Annotated in this window: 14 protein-coding genes and 1 tRNA gene; 8 read left to right on the plus strand and 7 right to left on the minus strand. The window is 69.6% G+C overall.

The genetic code is table 11. The annotated features are described in order from the left end of the window. Window positions 1-159 precede the first annotated feature (159 nt). The 3 genes from purQ to purC all read right to left on the minus strand — a co-directional run bounded on the left by purQ (window position 160) and on the right by purC (window position 2,322). Window positions 160-858: a phosphoribosylformylglycinamidine synthase subunit PurQ gene (gene purQ / locus FDP22_RS10810; RefSeq protein WP_138572843.1), complete on the minus strand. Its 699-nt coding sequence runs from the start codon at window positions 856-858 to the stop codon at window positions 160-162. 116 nt (window positions 859-974) lie between these two features. Beyond that, window positions 975-1,214 carry a phosphoribosylformylglycinamidine synthase subunit PurS gene (gene purS, locus FDP22_RS10815; RefSeq protein WP_138572845.1) on the minus strand — a complete coding sequence of 80 codons (240 nt, stop codon included), beginning with the start codon at window positions 1,212-1,214 and terminating at the stop codon, window positions 975-977. A gap of 337 nt (window positions 1,215-1,551) precedes the next feature. Next, complete coding sequence (gene purC / locus FDP22_RS10820; RefSeq protein ID WP_138572847.1) at window positions 1,552-2,322, minus strand: phosphoribosylaminoimidazolesuccinocarboxamide synthase; 771 nt, start codon at window positions 2,320-2,322, stop codon at window positions 1,552-1,554. A 404-nt stretch (window positions 2,323-2,726) separates the two neighbouring features. Here purC and FDP22_RS10825 point away from each other — a divergent pair, with 404 nt between their 5' ends. Next, complete coding sequence (locus FDP22_RS10825; RefSeq protein ID WP_138572849.1) at window positions 2,727-4,826, plus strand: phosphatidylglycerol lysyltransferase domain-containing protein; 2,100 nt, start codon at window positions 2,727-2,729, stop codon at window positions 4,824-4,826. A gap of 129 nt (window positions 4,827-4,955) precedes the next feature. On the opposite strand, the gene FDP22_RS10830 is transcribed toward FDP22_RS10825, so the two are convergent. The 4 genes from FDP22_RS10830 to FDP22_RS10845 all read right to left on the minus strand — a co-directional run bounded on the left by FDP22_RS10830 (window position 4,956) and on the right by FDP22_RS10845 (window position 9,446). Then, complete coding sequence (locus FDP22_RS10830) at window positions 4,956-5,507, minus strand: glutathione peroxidase (RefSeq protein WP_138572851.1); 552 nt, start codon at window positions 5,505-5,507, stop codon at window positions 4,956-4,958. A gap of 138 nt (window positions 5,508-5,645) precedes the next feature. Then, window positions 5,646-8,075: a membrane-bound PQQ-dependent dehydrogenase, glucose/quinate/shikimate family gene (locus FDP22_RS10835; protein ID WP_138572853.1), complete on the minus strand. Its 2,430-nt coding sequence runs from the start codon at window positions 8,073-8,075 to the stop codon at window positions 5,646-5,648. Window positions 8,076-8,657: 582 nt separating this feature from the next. After that, a tRNA-Val gene (locus FDP22_RS10840) sits at window positions 8,658-8,733 on the minus strand. A 35-nt stretch (window positions 8,734-8,768) separates the two neighbouring features. Then, window positions 8,769-9,446, minus strand: coding sequence for an HAD-IA family hydrolase (locus FDP22_RS10845; protein ID WP_138572855.1), 678 nt, complete (start codon window positions 9,444-9,446; stop codon window positions 8,769-8,771). A 102-nt stretch (window positions 9,447-9,548) separates the two neighbouring features. Between FDP22_RS10845 and glmU the strand changes: the two genes are divergently transcribed. From glmU to FDP22_RS10880, 7 genes are all read left to right on the plus strand, one after another. Beyond that, complete coding sequence (glmU, locus tag FDP22_RS10850) at window positions 9,549-10,919, plus strand: bifunctional UDP-N-acetylglucosamine diphosphorylase/glucosamine-1-phosphate N-acetyltransferase GlmU (RefSeq protein WP_138572857.1); 1,371 nt, start codon at window positions 9,549-9,551, stop codon at window positions 10,917-10,919. A 2-nt stretch (window positions 10,920-10,921) separates the two neighbouring features. Continuing rightward, a complete protein-coding gene (glmS, locus tag FDP22_RS10855) occupies window positions 10,922-12,745 on the plus strand; it encodes a glutamine--fructose-6-phosphate transaminase (isomerizing) (protein ID WP_138572859.1) in 1,824 nt (607 codons plus the stop codon). Window positions 12,746-12,842: 97 nt separating this feature from the next. Beyond that, window positions 12,843-13,322 carry a hypothetical protein gene (locus FDP22_RS10860; protein WP_138572861.1) on the plus strand — a complete coding sequence of 160 codons (480 nt, stop codon included), beginning with the start codon at window positions 12,843-12,845 and terminating at the stop codon, window positions 13,320-13,322. Next, on the plus strand, window positions 13,319-14,002 hold the full coding sequence (locus FDP22_RS10865; protein ID WP_138572863.1) for a DNA alkylation repair protein: 684 nt from the start codon (window positions 13,319-13,321) through the stop codon (window positions 14,000-14,002). Before FDP22_RS10860 ends, FDP22_RS10865 begins: the two co-directional genes overlap by 4 nt. 189 nt (window positions 14,003-14,191) lie before the next feature. After that, complete coding sequence (gene rplM, locus FDP22_RS10870) at window positions 14,192-14,656, plus strand: 50S ribosomal protein L13 (protein WP_138572865.1); 465 nt, start codon at window positions 14,192-14,194, stop codon at window positions 14,654-14,656. 2 nt (window positions 14,657-14,658) lie between these two features. Next, window positions 14,659-15,144 (plus strand): 30S ribosomal protein S9, encoded by a 486-nt coding sequence (rpsI, locus tag FDP22_RS10875; protein WP_138572867.1) that lies wholly within the window; start codon window positions 14,659-14,661, stop codon window positions 15,142-15,144. 201 nt (window positions 15,145-15,345) lie between these two features. Next, window positions 15,346-16,242, plus strand: coding sequence for a lysophospholipid acyltransferase family protein (locus tag FDP22_RS10880; protein WP_138572869.1), 897 nt, complete (start codon window positions 15,346-15,348; stop codon window positions 16,240-16,242). Window positions 16,243-16,280: the final 38 nt, after the last annotated feature.

A 16,280-nucleotide genomic window follows, 5' to 3' on the forward strand; every position in this document is an offset into this window, starting at 1 on the left:
CTGCCGGGGGCGCTGGGGAACCGGCGCAGCCCGGCCCCGGGCGCAACGCCCCGTCCGGAGGGGGAACGCCCCTCAGGGGCATCGAGCCCCGTCGGGTCGTCGACGGCCCGGTGACGGGCGCGAGGCTGGCCGGCGTCGGGAGCGGCCGCGGGGCCAGGCTCAGGCGGGGGCGAGGGCCCCGGCCAGACTTTCGAACAGCTTGGCGCCGTCAGAACCGCCAAGGGCGGGGTCCGAGAGGCGCTCCGGGTGCGGCATCATGCCGAGCACGCGGCGGTTCGCGGAGAGCACGCCGGCGATGTTGCTGACCGAGCCGTTGGGGTTGCTCTCATCCGTCACGTTGCCCATCGCGTCACAATAGGTGAAGGCGACGCGGCCTTCGCCATGCAGGCGGTCCAGCAGGGAATCGTCCACCAGGTAATTGCCGTCGTGATGGGCGACGGGGATGCGGGCGACGCCGCCGTTGTGCCAGGCGCCGGTGAACGGGCTGTCCGTGGTCTCGACGTTCAGGTGCACGTCGCGGCAGACGAAGTTGAGGCCGGCGTTGCGCAGCAGGGCGCCGGGCAGCAGCCCGGTTTCGAGCAGGACCTGGAAGCCGTTGCAGATGCCGAGCACATGGCCGCCGCCGCGGGCGAACTCGACCACGGCGCGCATGATGGGCGAACGCGCGGCGATGGCGCCGCAGCGCAGGTAGTCACCGAAGGAAAAGCCGCCGGGCAGGGCGACCAGATCGAGCCCGCCCGGAAGCGCGGTTTCCTTGTGCCAGACCATGGTGGCCGGGCGGCCGGTGGCCTGTTCGAGGGCGCGGGCGAGGTCTCGGTCGCAGTTGGAGCCGGGGAACACGATGACAGCGGTTTTCATGGTCACTCTCCAGAAGCGCCGGGCCGGGCGGCGCGTGAACGGGCCGGTGTTTCCCGGCGGGCCCTGCAGGGCCCGACCGCAGTCTCAGCTGGTCTGACCTGCCCCCGGGGGACGTGTCAGAGAATTTCCACCGTATAATTCTCGATCACGGTGTTGGCGAGCAGCTTCTCGCACATCTGGCGCACTTCTTCTTCGGCCTTCGCGGGCTCGATGCCGTGCAGGTCGAGGTCGATCACCTTGCCCTGACGCACGCCATTGACGCCGTTGAAACCGATGGCGCCGAGCGCGTGGCGCACCGCCTCTCCCTGCGGATCGAGGACACCGGGCTTGAGGGTGATGTGAACGCGGGCATGCATGCGTGTCGTCTCCGTTCGGTCTGAATTCGCGCCGGGTGCGGCGGTCTGGCAGGCGTGCCCGGCAAGGGCGTATGGACATCTCGCCCGGCAGGGGCACTTCGCGGCCTTGCCCCGCGCGGGGCCTGCGCCGCCCGCTCCGGGGAGCGGACCTGCGCAGCCGGCCATGGTCTCCACCCGATGGGGCGGTGCCCGATGCTCGCGCGGAGCGGCGGGCGAAGGCGCCCCGGCGGAGTATCACGGCCTGTCGCCGTGCGCCGGGGGAGTGTCCGGTCGCCCCGGGGGGCGGCCGGCAGGTCCTGTCGGGGCCGACGCCCCGGGGCAGCTCAGCGCACCTGCGTCAGTGCACCAGCTTCGGGCCGCGCTTGCCCTCGGTGCGCTCACCCGGCCGCGGCATGATGCCGAGGCGCTGGGCGACCTCCGAATACGTGTCCGCGATCGAACCGAGATCGCGGCGGAAGACGTCCTTGTCGAGCTTGTCACCCGACTTGGCGTCCCACAGGCGGCAGCTGTCGGGGCTGATCTCATCGGCCACGACGAGCCGATGGAAATCGCCTTCCCAGTGCCGGCCGATCTCGATCTTGAAATCGATGAGCCGGATGCCGACGCCCATCATCATCCCTGACATGAAGTCGTTAACACGCAGTGCAAGGGAAATGATGTCGTCGATATCCTGCTGGGCGGCCCAGTTGAAGGCGATGATGTGCTCCTCGGTGACCATCGGGTCTCCGAGCGCATCGTCCTTGAGGTAGAACTCGATGATCGGCCGCGGAAGGGGGGTGCCTTCCTCGATGCCGAGCCGGGTGGACAGGGACCCGGCGGCAACGTTGCGCACCACGATCTCGAGCGGAATCATCTCGACTGCGCGAACGAGCTGCTCGCGCATGTTCAGCCTGCGAATGAAATGGGTGGGAACGCCGATGGCGTTCAGACCGGTCATCACATGCTCCGAGATGCGGTTGTTCAGCACCCCCTTGCCTTCGACCACGTCTTTCTTGGCACCGTTACCGGCTGTGGCGTCATCCTTGAAATACTGGATCAGGGTCCCGGGTTCGGGGCCTTCGTAGAGGATCTTCGCCTTGCCCTCGTAAACCATTCTGCGGCGGGCCATCGTCAACTCCGGCTCGTGTGAAGGCGGGGGCGTTGCCACCCTCGTCAAAGCGCGGTCTATAGGACCAAAGGTGGGAAAGGGCAAGGATTCGCGCTGGACTCAGCCTGCCGAGAGGCTGAGCACGGCGGAGGTGACCGTGACGGCCGCCCAGGCCGCTGCGAGCGCGGCGACGGCCCAGGCACGACGTTTTCCAGATGACATCGTTTCTATCCTGAAAAGGGAATGGGGCGCCGGACCCTGCCCGGCTGGCGGGGATATGGAGGCGCGGAACCGCTTTCGCAAGCGGTTCGGGCCGGCCCGGGCTGTTTCGGCTTTCGAAACGATGCCTCCGGTTAACTCCTCCGCAAGTGTTGCAGTCTATCCCTGACCCCGGGGTTGCGAGTTTATCCACGGGGAGGGAGCATATGGCTCACGTCGAAGGCGCGGTGTCGCGCCAGGGCAATGGCGCGCGGATGCGTCGCGGATGGATGCTGCGCGCAGCGGCGATGCTGGGCCTTGCGGGCCTGTCGCTGTGGCTGCTGGGCGGCGAAGTCGCGGCGATTCAGGCCGCTGACGTGATGACCCGCCTGCGGGAGGTCACCGCGCAGACGCTGCTGTGCGCCGTGCTGCTTGCCGTGCCGAGCTACCTCGCCATGGCCTCGTACGACCTGCTGGCCCTGCGCCAGCTGCGCATCACCCTTCCGCGCGGGGCGGCGATGCGCGCGGGGCTCGCGGCCGCGGCGCTCTCGCAGGGCCTCGGCTTCGGCATGATCACCGGCGCGCTGGTGCGCTGGCGGATGCATCGGCGCTATCATCTCGGGGCCACGGACGCCGGCGCCCTGAGCATGCTCGTGTGCCTGGGCTTCTTCTTCGGGCTGGGCGGCGTCATTGCGGTGCTGGCCCTCACGGACCCCTACACGCTCTCCGATTTCAGCGGCATCGGTGCGGATGCGGTGCGGCTGTCGGGCGGGCTGGCCATTGCGGCGCTGGTGCCGCTCGGGCTCGCGGCCATGCTGCAGCCGGAACTGAGGATTGCCGGGCGGGTGCTGCGCCTGCCGCCGCCGCGCCTGCTTGCGGCGCAGGTGGGGCTGGCCGTGGTCGACGTCGTGCCGGCCGGCATGGTGCTGTGGCTGCTGCTGCCGGGCGCGCCCGATCTCGCCGGCTTCCTGGCGGTGTTCACCCTGGCCATGGCCGCGGGCATGATCTCGAACGCTCCCGGGGGGATCGGCGCCTTCGAACTGGCGATGTTCACCGCCCTGCCGCAGGTGCCGCAGGCCGACCTTGCCGCGGCGCTGCTGCTCTACCGGGTGGTCTACCACGGGCTGCCCTTCCTCCTCGGCCTCGCGCTGTTCTGCCGGTGCGAGTTTTCTGCCGCGCCAGAGGTGGAGGCGGAGATCCGGCATGAGCCCCGGGCCCGGCGGATCGCGCCGGTGCGTGTCGGGCAGGTGCCGGCGGCGCTCTGGCCGGCGCTGGCCTGCGCCGGGCAGGCCGAAGCCGGCCTGGCGCGCGGCGGAGACAAGGAATTCCTGCTCAACCCCGGCGGCGAGGCCTTCGCCATGCTGCGCGAATCGGGCGGTTGCCTCGTGATGATGGGCGATCCGGTGGGCGCGCCCGCTGCCTGGCCGGAGGTGGCACGTGCGGTGCTGGAGGCCGCGCGGGAGCGGATGCTGCGGCCGGCCTTCTATCGCTGCGGCGCCGTGTTCGCCGGGCAACTGGCCGATGCCGGGCTTCGGGCAGACCGGCTGGGGGCCGAGGCCGTGGTGGATCTCGCCGGGTTCTCGACCGCCGGGGCGGACCGGCGCGAGTTGCGCCGCAAGCTCGGACAGGCCGGTCGCGCCGGCGTCGAGATCCTCATGCACGCGCCGGGACGCGCGCCGATGGCCCGGCTCAGGCCTGTTGCAGACGCCTGGCAGGCAGCGCGCGGGCGCGAGACCGGGTTCTCCATGGGCCGGTTCGACGCGGCCTATCTGGCGGGCTTTCCCATCCTGGAGGCACGGCGGGACGGCGAGACCCTGGGGTTGCTCTCGCTCTGGGCCTCGGGGGACGGACGGGAGTGGGGGCTAGACGTGATGCGCGTGGCGCAGGCCGCCCCTTCCGGCACGATGCATGCTCTGGTCTGCGCCGGGATCGAGGCAGCGCAGGCCGGGGGCGCGAGCCGGTTCAGCCTGTGCATGTCGCCGCTCGCAGGCGCCGACCCGCTGGCCGCGCGGCTGCTCGAACGGCTCGCGGCGCGGTTCTGGGACCACGAGAGGATGGCGTCCCTGCGCGGGCTGCACCGCTTCAAGCAGAGCTTCCGGCCGGAATGGGAGCCGCGCTACCTGTTGAGCGAAGCCCGGCTGCTGCCCTGGCGTGAGGCGCTGGCCATCCGCCGGTGCATCCTTGGCGGCCCGCCGACGCCCGAGGCCGTGACGGAGGACGGGTGTCTGGAAGACCTGCTGCCGGACCTGCTGCCCGATCTTGAAGACCAGGTCTTCACGCACTCCCGGCCGGTGCTCGCGGCCGAGGCCGCGCTCCCGCGGCGCTAGCTCCGGGCTGCCGCGCCGGAGGGGTGGTCGGATGGCGATGCCGCGCGCAGGTGGCGCCCATCCGCGGGCCGCCCCCGTGCGGGGTTATGGACCGTGACTGCCCGGGGGAGGGCTGAGGACGGCGTGGCGTCAGCTCCCGGGGAGCACCGCCTCGATCCGGGCGGCCACTTCGGGGTCTTCCGGTTTCGTGCGGGTGGGGAAACTGGCGGCGAGCGAGCCGTCCGGCGCGATCAGCAACTTGTGGAAGTTCCAGCGCGGCACGGCCGGCGCGCCGCCTTCCACCGCGGCCCAGCGGTAGAACGGGTGGGCGTCCTCTCCGGTCACATGCTCGATGTCGGTCATCGGGAAGGTGATGGAGAAATTGACCTCGCAGAAATCCTTCACCTCGTCCGCGGAATTGAATTCCTGGCGGAAATCGTCGGAGGGCACGCCCAGCACCACGAGGCCGCGCGCGCCGTAGCGGTCCGCGAGGTCCTGCAGGCCCTGATACTGGTAGGTGTAGCCGCACATCGACGCGGTGTTGACCACGAGAACCGCCTTGCCGGCGAAATCCGCCATGCTGATCTCCCCGCCGGTGAGCGCGGTGAAGCGGTGATCGAAGGCAGTGTCCGCTTCGGCCATTCCGGCGAGCGCGGAGAGGGTGAGCGCCATCGCGCCGGTCTGGAGGGAGCGCCTGGTCATGTGGAACCTCTGCTGTGCACACGCTTAAGCTGCATCTAGTGCGTCGCAGGGCGCATTCCAGCGCTTCGGGAAACTTGTGATCGGAGCGGCGGGAGAGGGGGAGGAGCCCGGAGGCTCCTCCCCGTGGCGGGCTGCCGGTCAGGATTTCGGCAGGGCGTAGGCGATCAGGTAATCCCCGCGGTCGGGCGACTGGCGTGCGCCGCCGGCCGAGATCACGATGTACTGCCGCCCGTCCTGAGGCGAGACGTAGGAGATCGGCGTCCCCTGGCTGCCCACCGGCATGCGGGCCTTCCAGACCAGGTCGCCCGTGGCGCTGTCGAAGGCGCGCAGGTAGTAATCCTGCGTGGCGGCGAAGAAGATCAGCCCGCCCTGCGTGGCCAGAGACCCGCCGATGGTGGGCATGCCGACGGGGATGGGCGCGTGCATCTTCACCCCGAACAGCACGGTGTCCTGCACCGTGCCCAGCGGCACTTCCCAGTTCACCTTGCGGGTTTTCATGTCGATGGCCGTGAGGCTGCCGAAGGGCGGTTCCTGGCAGGGGATGCCCAGCGGCGAGAGGAAGCGGTCCTTGATCACCGAGTAGGGCGTGCCCTTCAGCGGAACGGCGCCCATGCCGGCGTTCACCGCCTCCGAGCCGTTGGAGCCGGCGGCGGTGCTGTCCTGCTTCTCCATGTGCACCCAGAGACCGAGGCGCATGTCGTTCACGAACAGGGTCTGCGACGTGGGATCATAGGACATCCCGCCCCAGTTCATGCCGCCGAGCGAGCCGGGGAAGCTGAGCGAATAATCCGTGTCGGGGGCGGTGAACAGGCCCTCGTAGCGGTAGCCCCGGAAGATCACCCGGCACATCAGCTGGTCGAAGGGCGTGGCGCCCCACATGTCGGCCTCGGTGAGATGCGGCGCGCCGATGCTCGGCATGCCGACGGAAACCGGCTGGGTGGGGGCGTAGCGCTCGTCGGGGATGGTGGCCGGCTTCACCGGCTGCTCCTCCACCCGGGTCAGCGGCTGGCCGGTGAGCCGGTCGAGCACGAAGATCTGGCCGGCCTTGGTGCCGATCGTGAGCGCGGGAACGCTCTTGCCGTCCTCGGTGGGGAAGTCGATCAGCGTCGGCTGCATGGGCACGTCGAAGTCCCACAGGTCGTGGTGGACGGTCTGGTAGACCCATTTCTCGTCGCCCGTGGTGGCATCGAGCGCGAGGATCGAGGCGCCGTAGCGCTCGTCTTCCGGGGTGCGGTCCACGCCCCAGAGGTCGATCGCCGCGTTGCCGACCGGCATGAACACGGTGTTGGAGGCCGGGTCATAGGTCATCGGCGCCCAGACGTTCGGCGTGGAGCGGGTGTAGACGCTGCCGTCCTGCGGGGCGGAGCGGTCATCCGGGCGGCCCGGGTCGAAGGCCCAGCGCATCGCGCCGGTGACCACGTCGAAGCCGCGCATCACGCCGCCGGGCATGTTCAGCGCCACGTTGTCGGCGACACGGCCGCCGACGACCACGGTGGTGCCGGCCACGGCGGGCGGTGAGGTGAGCGAGTAGAGCGGTGCCTCGGAGGCGCCGAGCCCCGCCTTCAGATCGACCGTGCCGTTGCTGCCGAAATCGGCGCAGAGCGCGCCGGTGTCCGCGTCGAGGGCGACGAGAACGGCGTCGATCGTGTTCATGAAGACGCGGCGTTCGCAGGCTGCCCCGGGGGCGACGGACACCGGCGTGACCGGGGTGGAGCCGGGAAGGTCGGGGCGGGCCAGCGGCCGGGACGCGTCGAAATAGGCGAGGCCCCGGCAGCGCACCCAGGTGCGCGTCTGGGTGGGGAACGCGTGGCGCCAGCGCTCGGTGCCGGTGGTCGCGTCAATGGAGATCACCGTGTTGTGCGGGGTGCAGAAGTAGAGGCTGTCGCCGATCTGGAGCGGGGTGCCCTGATCCTCGGAGCCGCCGCCGCCCGGGCTGAGCGGGATGTCGCCCGTGCGGAAGGTCCAGGCAACCCGGAGGTCCTTCACGGTGTCGCGGTTGATCTGGTCGAGGGCGGCGAAGCGGTCGCTGTTCGCATCGGCGCCGTAATGGTCCCAGTTCACCTGCCGGGTGGCATCGGTGACGGCGACGCGGCCGGTTGCGGCATCGGTGAAATGCCGGCCGTGCGGCTGGAACATGCCCCAGCCCATGCCCAGGATGGCGAGGAGCGCGAGGCCGGCCACGCCGAGGTTCGCGCCGGCCATCGGGGCACGACCGGCGCGTTTCAGCGTGAGCGGGTGCAGCAGCATCACCACGAAGAAGGCGCAGAGGAAGGCGAATATCCGGGCATGCAGGGCCCAGAAGTCCATCCCGGCTTCCCAGAAGGCCCAGATCACGGTGAGGGTGAAGGCCACGGCGTAGATCGCGGCGCCGGAGGGGCGGCCACGGGCAATCTGGATGCCGGAGGCGAGCAGGGCGAGGCCCATCAGCAGATAGTACCAGCTTCCGCCGCGTGAAATGAGCATCACGCCACCGGCGCCCAGCCCCAGCCCTGCGAGCGCGAGCAGCACTCCGAGCAGGACAAGCAGCCATTTCGCCGGTGCGGAGACGGTGTGAGTCGAATGTGTCATGTTTGATCCCGTCAGAAGGGTTCGGTGAGGCGCATTCGGTCTGGGGATGCGGCGGCCGCAGGGGGCGGTGCCGTGGCCTGGACGCGAAATGAACTGGCACGGACATTTCAGGGCCGGCCCCGGAGTGCAACCTCTTCCGGGGCGCTTTGCCGCAGGTCCGGTATGCATAAGTGTACCGACTGGTTCGGGAGGTGGGCTGTGCCGGTTGCGATCGTGGCATGACAAATCAAGATGTTCCGGGTGCGGGCCGGTGTGCGGGCGAACCATTGGCGCGCTGTCAGGGGCCTCGCCACGGCGGAGCGGAGAGCGCGCGGAGGCGCCGCGCGCGCAGGGTGCGGCATGGCCATGCGCGGAGGAGGGGAGGGCGACATCCGGCGTCAGGGGCACCGGGCGGCGCCGTTCGGGCGCGGGCCTCGGGGCGGTTCGCGAAACGGGGCGTTTCTGGCGCGGCTCCCCGGCGGCGATGCCGAGTCCGGACGCGCCTTGCGCCGGCACACCCGTTCAGCCCATCGCCGCAGGGCGCGACACATGGCCCGGCCTTCGCCGGATGGCGAGGGCGTTTCAGCGTGATGTACCGGATAATGGTGGGACGTAGTGGGCTCGAACCACTGACCCCAGCGATGTGAACACTGTGCTCTACCAACTGAGCTAACGTCCCGGTGGCGCGGGATATAAGGGGGGCTGGCGGGGTGGTCAAGCGGATTCGTGACGGGTGGCGGGGATGAGGTTCTCGAGCAGGGCGGGAAGCTCGCCATACCCTGCGATCAGGGCCTCCGGGCTGTGGCGGGCGACGTCGATGCCCTCGGGGCCGAAGGTGACGAGGATGGCGGGCACGCCGGCGGCGCGGGCGGTGGCCCGGTCGGTCAGCGTGTCGCCGATCATCGCGGTGCGCGCGGGCGTGCCGCCCAGCCGGGCGATGGTCTCCAGCAGCGGCGCCGGGTCGGGCTTGCGCACCGGCAGCGTGTCCGCGCCGATGAGGGCGATGAACCTCTCGAGCAGCCCCAGTTCGCCCAGCAGGGTGCGTGCGAGGCCCTCCGGCTTGTTCGTGCACACGCCGAGACGCCAGCCGGTGGCGGCGAGCGTGTCGAGGGCCTCCCTCACGCCGGGATAGAGCACCGTGTGCCGGCAGATATGCGCGCCGTAGAAGGCCAGCAGCTCGGGGTAGAGCCGGTCCACCGCCATCTCGTCCACCGGGCCGAGACGCGACAGGCCGAGGCGCAGCATCGCCCGGCCGCCGTGGAAGGCGGTGGAGGCGTCCACCGCCGCGTCCAGCGCCGTGCCATAGGGCTCCAGGCAGTGGTTGGCCGCCGCGATCAGGTCGGCTGCGGTATCGGCGAGGGTTCCGTCGAGATCGAACACGGCGCTGCGCATGGGGGCATCCTTGGCAATGAATGGTAATCATTTATGAAGCCGACAGCGATTTGCAGCCGGCCTCCGGGCTGGTAGAACGCCTCAAAAGAGATGTGAGGTCAAATGTCGAGTGCAGTCGTGATCCTGGCCGCGGGGCTGGGAAGCCGCATGGTTTCGGAAATGCCCAAGGTTCTGCACCGCGTCGCGGGCGAGCCCATGCTTGCCCATGTGCTGGCGACGGCGGCGGAGCTGGAGCCGGAGGTGACGGTGGTGATCACCGGGCACGGGGCGGAGCAGGTGGAGGCCCTGGCCTCCGCGCTGTGCGCGCAGGCCCAGTTCGCCCGCCAGGCCGAGCAGCTGGGCACCGGCCATGCCGTGTTGCAGGCGCTGCCGGCACTGGAGGGCGTGGAGGGGGACGTGTTCATCCTCTACGGCGACACGCCGTTCATCCGCCCCGACACGCTGGAGAAGATGCGCGCCGCGCGGGCCTCCGGGGCCGGGCTGGTGGTTCTGGGCTTCGAGGCGGCGGAACCCGCGGGCTATGGCCGGCTGGTGCGCGAGGGCGGCGAACTGGTGGCCATCGTGGAGGAGCGGGACGCCGATGCGGCGGTGCGCGCGCTCACCCTGTGCAATTCCGGGGTGATGTGCGTGGAGGCCGGCCTGCTGCGCAGCCTGCTGCCCCGGGTGGGCAACGAGAATGCGAAGGGCGAGTATTACCTGACCGACCTGGTTGCGCTGGCGCGCGGCGCCGGCGCGCGCGCCGGCGTGGTGGTGTGCGGCGAGGCCGAGACGCTGGGCGTGAATTCACGGGCGGACCTCGCCGCGGCCGAGGCCGCCTTCCAGGCCGGACGGCGCCGAGAGATGATGGAGGCGGGGGTGACCCTGACCGCCCCGGAGACGGTGTTCTTCGCCCGTGACACGATGATCGGCGCGGACACGGTGATCGGCCAGAACGTGGTGTTCGGCCCCGGGGTGACCATCGAGAACGGTGCGGAGATCCGCCCCTTCTGCCATCTGGAGGGCTGTCATGTCTCCTCCGGGGCGCAGGTGGGGCCCTATGCGCGGCTCAGGCCGGGCGCGGAGCTGGGCGCGGACGTGCGCGTGGGCAATTTCGTCGAGATCAAGGAGGCCCAGATCGACAAGGGCGCCAAGATCAACCACCTCTCCTACGTGGGCGATGCCTCCGTGGGCGAGGCGGCGAACCTGGGCGCGGGCACCATCACCTGCAATTACGACGGGGTGATGAAGCACCGCACCCGGATCGGCGCGCGGGCCTTCATCGGCTCGAACGGCGTGCTGGTGGCGCCGGTGGGCATCGGGGACGATGCCTTCGTGGCCGCGGGATCGGTCATCACCTCCGACGTGGCGCCGGGCGCGCTGGCGCTGGCGCGCGGGCGCCAGGAGAACAAGCCGGGCCTCGGGCTGCGCCTGCGCGAGCGGCTGAAGGCGATCAAGGCCGGACGGGCCGCCGCGGCGGACAAGGGGAAGGGCTGAGCATGTGCGGAATCGTCGGAATTCTGGGCAATCACGAGGTTGCCCCCATCATCCTCGACGCGCTGAAGCGACTGGAATACCGCGGATATGACAGTGCCGGCATCGCCACGCTGAACCACGGCCACATGGAGAGCCGCCGCGCGGTGGGCAAGCTCGCGGCGCTGTCGGACCTGCTGGTGCAATCGCCGATCCGCGGGCATTCCGGTATCGGCCACACGCGCTGGGCCACGCATGGCGCCCCCACCGAGATCAACGCCCACCCGCACCGGGCGGGCTCGGTGGCGGTGGTTCACAACGGCATCATCGAGAATTTCCGCGAGATCCGCGACGAACTGGCCGCCGAGGGGCGCAGCTTCGCCTCGGAGACGGACACGGAGGTGGTCGCCCAGCTGGCCGCCCATTACATCGACCGGGGCCTTGCGCCCGGGGATGCCGCGGCGGCGACGCTCTCGCGCCTGGAGGGGGCCTTCGCGCTGTGCTTCCTGTTCGAGGGCGAGGAGGACCTGATGGTTGCCGCGCGCGCCGGCTCGCCGCTGGCGATCGGGCATGGCGACGGCGAGATGTTCGTGGGCTCGGACGCGCTGGCGCTCGCCCCGATGACCAACCGCGTCACCTATCTGCAGGAGGGCGATTACGCGATCATCCGCCGGGGCGGCGCGGTGATCCACGATGCCGCCGGCAACCGGGTGACGCGCGAGATGAAGACCGTCTCCATCGACACCGTGCTGGTCGACAAGGGCAACCACAAGCATTTCATGGCCAAGGAGATCCACGAGCAGCCCACCGTGGTGGCCTATGCGCTGGGCCATTACATCGACCAGGCGCGCAACCTGGTGGCCGAGGCGGCGATGAACGTGGATTTCAGCCGCGCGGACCGCATCGTGCTGGTGGCCTGCGGCACCGGGCATTACGCCTGCCACGTGGCGAAATACTGGTTCGAGCAGGTGGCGCGCGTGCCGGTGGAGATCGATATCGCCTCCGAGTTCCGGTACCGCGACCCGGTGCTGACCGGGCGCGAGGTGGCGATCTTCGTCTCGCAGTCGGGCGAGACGGCGGACACGCTGGCCGCCCTGCGCCATGCCCGCGGCCGGGTGGGGCGGGCCGTGTCCGTGGTGAACGTGCCCGAGAGTTCCATCGCGCGCGAAAGCGACGTGGCGCTGCCGATCCTCGCGGGGGCGGAGATCTCGGTGGCCTCCACCAAGGCCTTCACCTGCCAGCTCACCGTACTGGCCAGCCTCGCCATCCTCGCCGGGCGCCAGCGCGGCACCATCGACACCGCAGGCGAGCAGGAGCTGGTGCGCGCCCTCTCCTCCGCGCCCGGTGCGCTGGCGCGCGCGCTCGCCATCGAGGCGGACATCGCGCCCTTCTCCATGGAACTGGCGCGGGCGCGCGACGTGCTGTTCCTCGGCCGCGGGTCGATGTATCCGCTGGCGCTGGAGGGGGCGCTGAAGCTCAAGGAGCTGAGCTACATCCACGCGGAGGGCTATGCCAGCGGCGAGCTGAAGCACGGGCCCATCGCGCTGATCGACGAGGACGTGCCGGTGATCGTGCTCGCCCCGCGCGACGCGCTGTTCGAGAAGACCGTCTCCAACATGCAGGAAGTGATGGCGCGCGGCGGCCGTATCGTGCTGGTCACGGACGCGGAAGGGGCGCGGCAGGCCGGCAACGAGGCCTGGGCGACGCTGGTGATGCCGGACGTGCACCCCTTCATCGCCCCGTTGGTTTATGCTGTTCCCGCGCAGCTGATTGCGTATTATAGTGCCATGGCCAAGGGTACCGACGTGGATCAGCCGCGGAATCTGGCAAAATCGGTCACGGTAGAGTAACAACCTGTACAACGCGTGAATGTGCAAGGGGCCGGGCCGGCCTTCGGTGCTCACAAGAAAATGCGATCCGACCAAGGAAAGCGTCGAGGAGTCGAGGATGAAGTGGGTAATAGGCCTTGTCGCGCTGGGCCTGCTGACGGCATGCGGGGACACGAAGCCCCCCGCGCCGCAGCCGGTGGCCGCAGCGCCGATGGATCCTGAATGCAGGACGGTGGTTGTCTTTGACAGCACCAAGATCTCCAAGCCGCCCAAGGACCTTCCGGACGCCTGGAAGGCGTTCAGCGGTGTCTGGGGCAAGGCGGGCTGGAACAACAACACCTGGTGCCACGATCTCTACGTGATGAAGATCGACGAGGACGGCAAGGTGGCGTTGATGGACACGCACGGCCCCGGCGGCGGGCATGACGGCACCGCCTTCGCCCGCGTCGGCAAGCTGGGCGAGGACAACCGCCTGCGCTTCTACGCGGACGGGATCGAGCGCGAGTACTGGGTCGAGAACGGCAAGCTGATGGGGGTGAAGCACCTCTCCGGCAACCGGACGATGACCATCGCCATGCTGCCCAAGTCCGCTACATGATCGACGGCGCGTCAGCGCTCTCGGCGCTGACCGCGCTCGGAGACGCACAGAGTGCCGCGGAGGCGGCGGCGACCCACAAGGTGGGGCGGGCGTATCTCGGCGTGCGTGTCGCGGCGATCACCGAACTGGCGAAGGGCTGGCGCGAGGGCGGCAGTGTGGAGGAGCGGGTCGCGCTGGCGGCCGAGCTCTGGGACAGCGACATCCACGAGGCCCGCGTGGCGGCGGCGCGCCTGCTCACCCAGGCGCGGATCCGCCCGGACGCACCAGTCTGGGAGGAGATCTGCCGCTGGGTGCCGCAGCTCGACTGCCAGGCGCTGTCGGACGTGGTGGCCGATGCCGGGGCGCGGCGGCTGGTGGCCGATCCCGCGCGGCTCGACACCGTGCAGGACTGGGCGCTGAGCCCGGGCCTGTGGGTGCGGCGCGCGGTGTTCACCTTCACGCTGCCCTGGGCCAAGCTCACCCATCCCACCGAGGCGGAGCGCGCCGCGCGCGAGCGGGTTCTGGGCTGGGCGGAGGCCGCCGTGCCGGTGGACCGCAACGGCATCATCCAGGGCGCCCTGTCCGTCTGGCTGCGCACGCTCTCCAAGCATGATCCGGCGCGGGTGCGGGCGTTCATGGCCGGCCCGGGAGCCGAGTTGAAGCGCTTTGCCCGCAATGAGGCGCTCAGATATCTCGATTGAGGGGCCGAAAAGTGGGGTATTCAGATACCTATTTTTCAACCCCTTGATCTATAAAGGATTTCCGAGAGTTCGCGATATTGACTCGCGCGCCAGAGAGTTTAGAAGGCCTCCATCCGATGGGCCGGAGGCTTTCTCGTCCATCGCACGAATTTTCCGGGCGGTCCGCCGCCGCAGAATGGACGAAGCGACATGAAAACCTATTCCGCCAAAGCGGGCGAGATCGAGAAGAAGTGGATCGTGATCGACGCCGAGGGCGTCGTTCTCGGGCGTCTGGCCTCGATCATCGCCAACCGTCTCCGTGGCAAGCACAAGCCCACCTACACCCCGCACATGGATGACGGCGACAACGTCATCGTCATCAATGCCGACAAGGTGCAGATGACCGGCAACAAGCGTGCCGACAAGACCTACTACTGGCACACCGGCTACCCCGGCGGCATCAAGTCGCGCACCGCGAACCAGATCCTCGAGGGCCGTTTCCCCGAGCGCGTGCTGACCAAGGCCGTGCAGCGCATGATGCCCGGCGGCCCGCTGAGCCGCCAGCAGCTGACCAACCTGCGGGTCTACGCGGCTGCCGTCCACCCCCACGAGGCGCAGAGCCCCGAAGTGCTCGACGTGAAGTCGATGAACAGCAAAAACACCCGGAGCGCGTGATCATGGCTGACGATATCAAAACGCTTGAGGATCTGAAAACCGCCGTGGCCGACGCCCCGGTGACCGAGGTCCGCGCCCCTGCCCAGCCGGTCCGTGACAATCTCGGCCGCTCCTATGCCACCGGCAAGCGCAAGAACGCGATCGCCCGTGTCTGGGTGAAGCCGGGTTCCGGCAAGGTCGTGGTGAACGGCAAGGCGATGAACGAGTACTTCGCCCGCCCGGTGCTGCAGATGGTGATCGGCCAGGCCTTCACCGTGGCCAACGTGGCCGGCCAGTTCGACGTGATGTGCACCGTGAAGGGCGGCGGTCTCTCCGGCCAGGCCGGCGCGGTCAAGCACGGCATCTCCAAGGCGCTGACCCTGTACGAGCCGAGCCTGCGCCCGGCCCTGAAGGCCGCCGGCTTCCTCACCCGCGACAGCCGCGTGGTCGAGCGCAAGAAATACGGCAAGCGGAAAGCCCGCCGGTCGTTCCAGTTCTCGAAGCGCTGATCCTCAGCCTCGCGAGACATCGGACCGCGCGCCCCCGGGGCGCGCGGTTTTTTCATGTCCGCCCGTCCGTGGCGCCGGCAACCCCCGCCGTTTAGACAAAAGTTACACAAATCTGTGCCAATCGGGACGGGTTCGTGAAGCGGCTGGTCCGGGCGGCGGACGTGCCCGGGCGCCCGTGCTCGCCCCTCACAGGAGGATGCCTTGCAGCCGACCCGCATCGACAGCCTGGCCCGCGAGATCTCCTATGCCTCATCGGCGCAGACCCTGGCCGGGCGGGCGCTGATCCGCTCGGTGGAAAACCTCACCGGCCGGCTGGCCCTGCTGCGCATGGCGGGGGATTACGAGGCCGCGCTGGCCGGGGGCGGCGGCTTCTGGGACCTGCTGGTGGAGCGCTACCGCCTCACGCCGGACATCGTGGGCGGCAGTCTCGCCAACATTCCCGCGGAAGGCCCGGTGGTGGTGATCTCCAACCACCCCTACGGCATCCTCGACGGGCTGATGACCGGCTGGCTGCTGGCGCGCACCCGGGGCGATTTCCGCATCATCGCGAATTCGGTGTTCCGCAAGGCGCGGGAGCTGGACCGGGTGATCCTGCCGATCTCCTTCGACCCCACGCCGGAGGCGCAGCGGCTGAACATCGCCACGCGGCGCACCGCCCTCGACTATCTGGGGCAGGGGGGCTGCATCGCGATCTTTCCGGGCGGCACGGTTTCGACCGCGCGCCGCCCCTTCGGCCGGCCGATGGACCCGCGATGGCGCAGCTTCACCGCCCGGATGATCGCGCGCAGCGGCGCCAGCGTGGTGCCGCTCTACTTCGACGGGCAGAACTCGCGCCTGTTCCAGATCGCCAGTCATCTGCACCAGACATTGCGGCTCGCGCTGCTGATCAAGGAGTTCCGGGTGCGGGTGGGCGCGCCGGTGCGCATGGTGGTCGGCGCGCCGCTGCCGCCCGCCGAGATTGCCGCGCGCGGCTCGGACCCGGCGGCGCTGATGGCCTACCTGCGTGAGGAGACCTACCGGCTGTCGCCGGAGCCACTGCGCGATCTCGGCAACGGTTTCGACTTCGAATTGGCCGCCAGCCGCAGAAAAGCCTGTTGAAGAATTGATCGGGTGCCACAGCTGTTCTAGAGCGCTTG

This window comes from Paroceanicella profunda, from assembly GCF_005887635.2.
GTDB lineage: Bacteria > Pseudomonadota > Alphaproteobacteria > Rhodobacterales > Rhodobacteraceae > Paroceanicella > Paroceanicella profunda.

Bases quoted from the DNA above. Each gene is read 5' to 3' on its own strand.
- purQ (WP_138572843.1), bottom strand. From the start codon at position 858: ATGAAAACCGCTGTCATCGTGTTCCCCGGCTCCAACTGCGACCGAGAC.
- purS (WP_138572845.1), bottom strand. From the start codon at position 1,214: ATGCATGCCCGCGTTCACATCACCCTCAAGCCCGGTGTCCTCGATCCG.
- purC (WP_138572847.1), bottom strand. From the start codon at position 2,322: ATGGCCCGCCGCAGAATGGTTTACGAGGGCAAGGCGAAGATCCTCTAC.
- FDP22_RS10825 (WP_138572849.1), top strand. From the start codon at position 2,727: ATGGCTCACGTCGAAGGCGCGGTGTCGCGCCAGGGCAATGGCGCGCGG.
- FDP22_RS10830 (WP_138572851.1), bottom strand. From the start codon at position 5,507: ATGACCAGGCGCTCCCTCCAGACCGGCGCGATGGCGCTCACCCTCTCC.
- FDP22_RS10835 (WP_138572853.1), bottom strand. From the start codon at position 8,075: ATGACACATTCGACTCACACCGTCTCCGCACCGGCGAAATGGCTGCTT.
- FDP22_RS10845 (WP_138572855.1), bottom strand. From the start codon at position 9,446: ATGCGCAGCGCCGTGTTCGATCTCGACGGAACCCTCGCCGATACCGCA.
- glmU (WP_138572857.1), top strand. From the start codon at position 9,549: ATGTCGAGTGCAGTCGTGATCCTGGCCGCGGGGCTGGGAAGCCGCATG.
- glmS (WP_138572859.1), top strand. From the start codon at position 10,922: ATGTGCGGAATCGTCGGAATTCTGGGCAATCACGAGGTTGCCCCCATC.
- FDP22_RS10860 (WP_138572861.1), top strand. From the start codon at position 12,843: ATGAAGTGGGTAATAGGCCTTGTCGCGCTGGGCCTGCTGACGGCATGC.
- FDP22_RS10865 (WP_138572863.1), top strand. From the start codon at position 13,319: ATGATCGACGGCGCGTCAGCGCTCTCGGCGCTGACCGCGCTCGGAGAC.
- rplM (WP_138572865.1), top strand. From the start codon at position 14,192: ATGAAAACCTATTCCGCCAAAGCGGGCGAGATCGAGAAGAAGTGGATC.
- rpsI (WP_138572867.1), top strand. From the start codon at position 14,659: ATGGCTGACGATATCAAAACGCTTGAGGATCTGAAAACCGCCGTGGCC.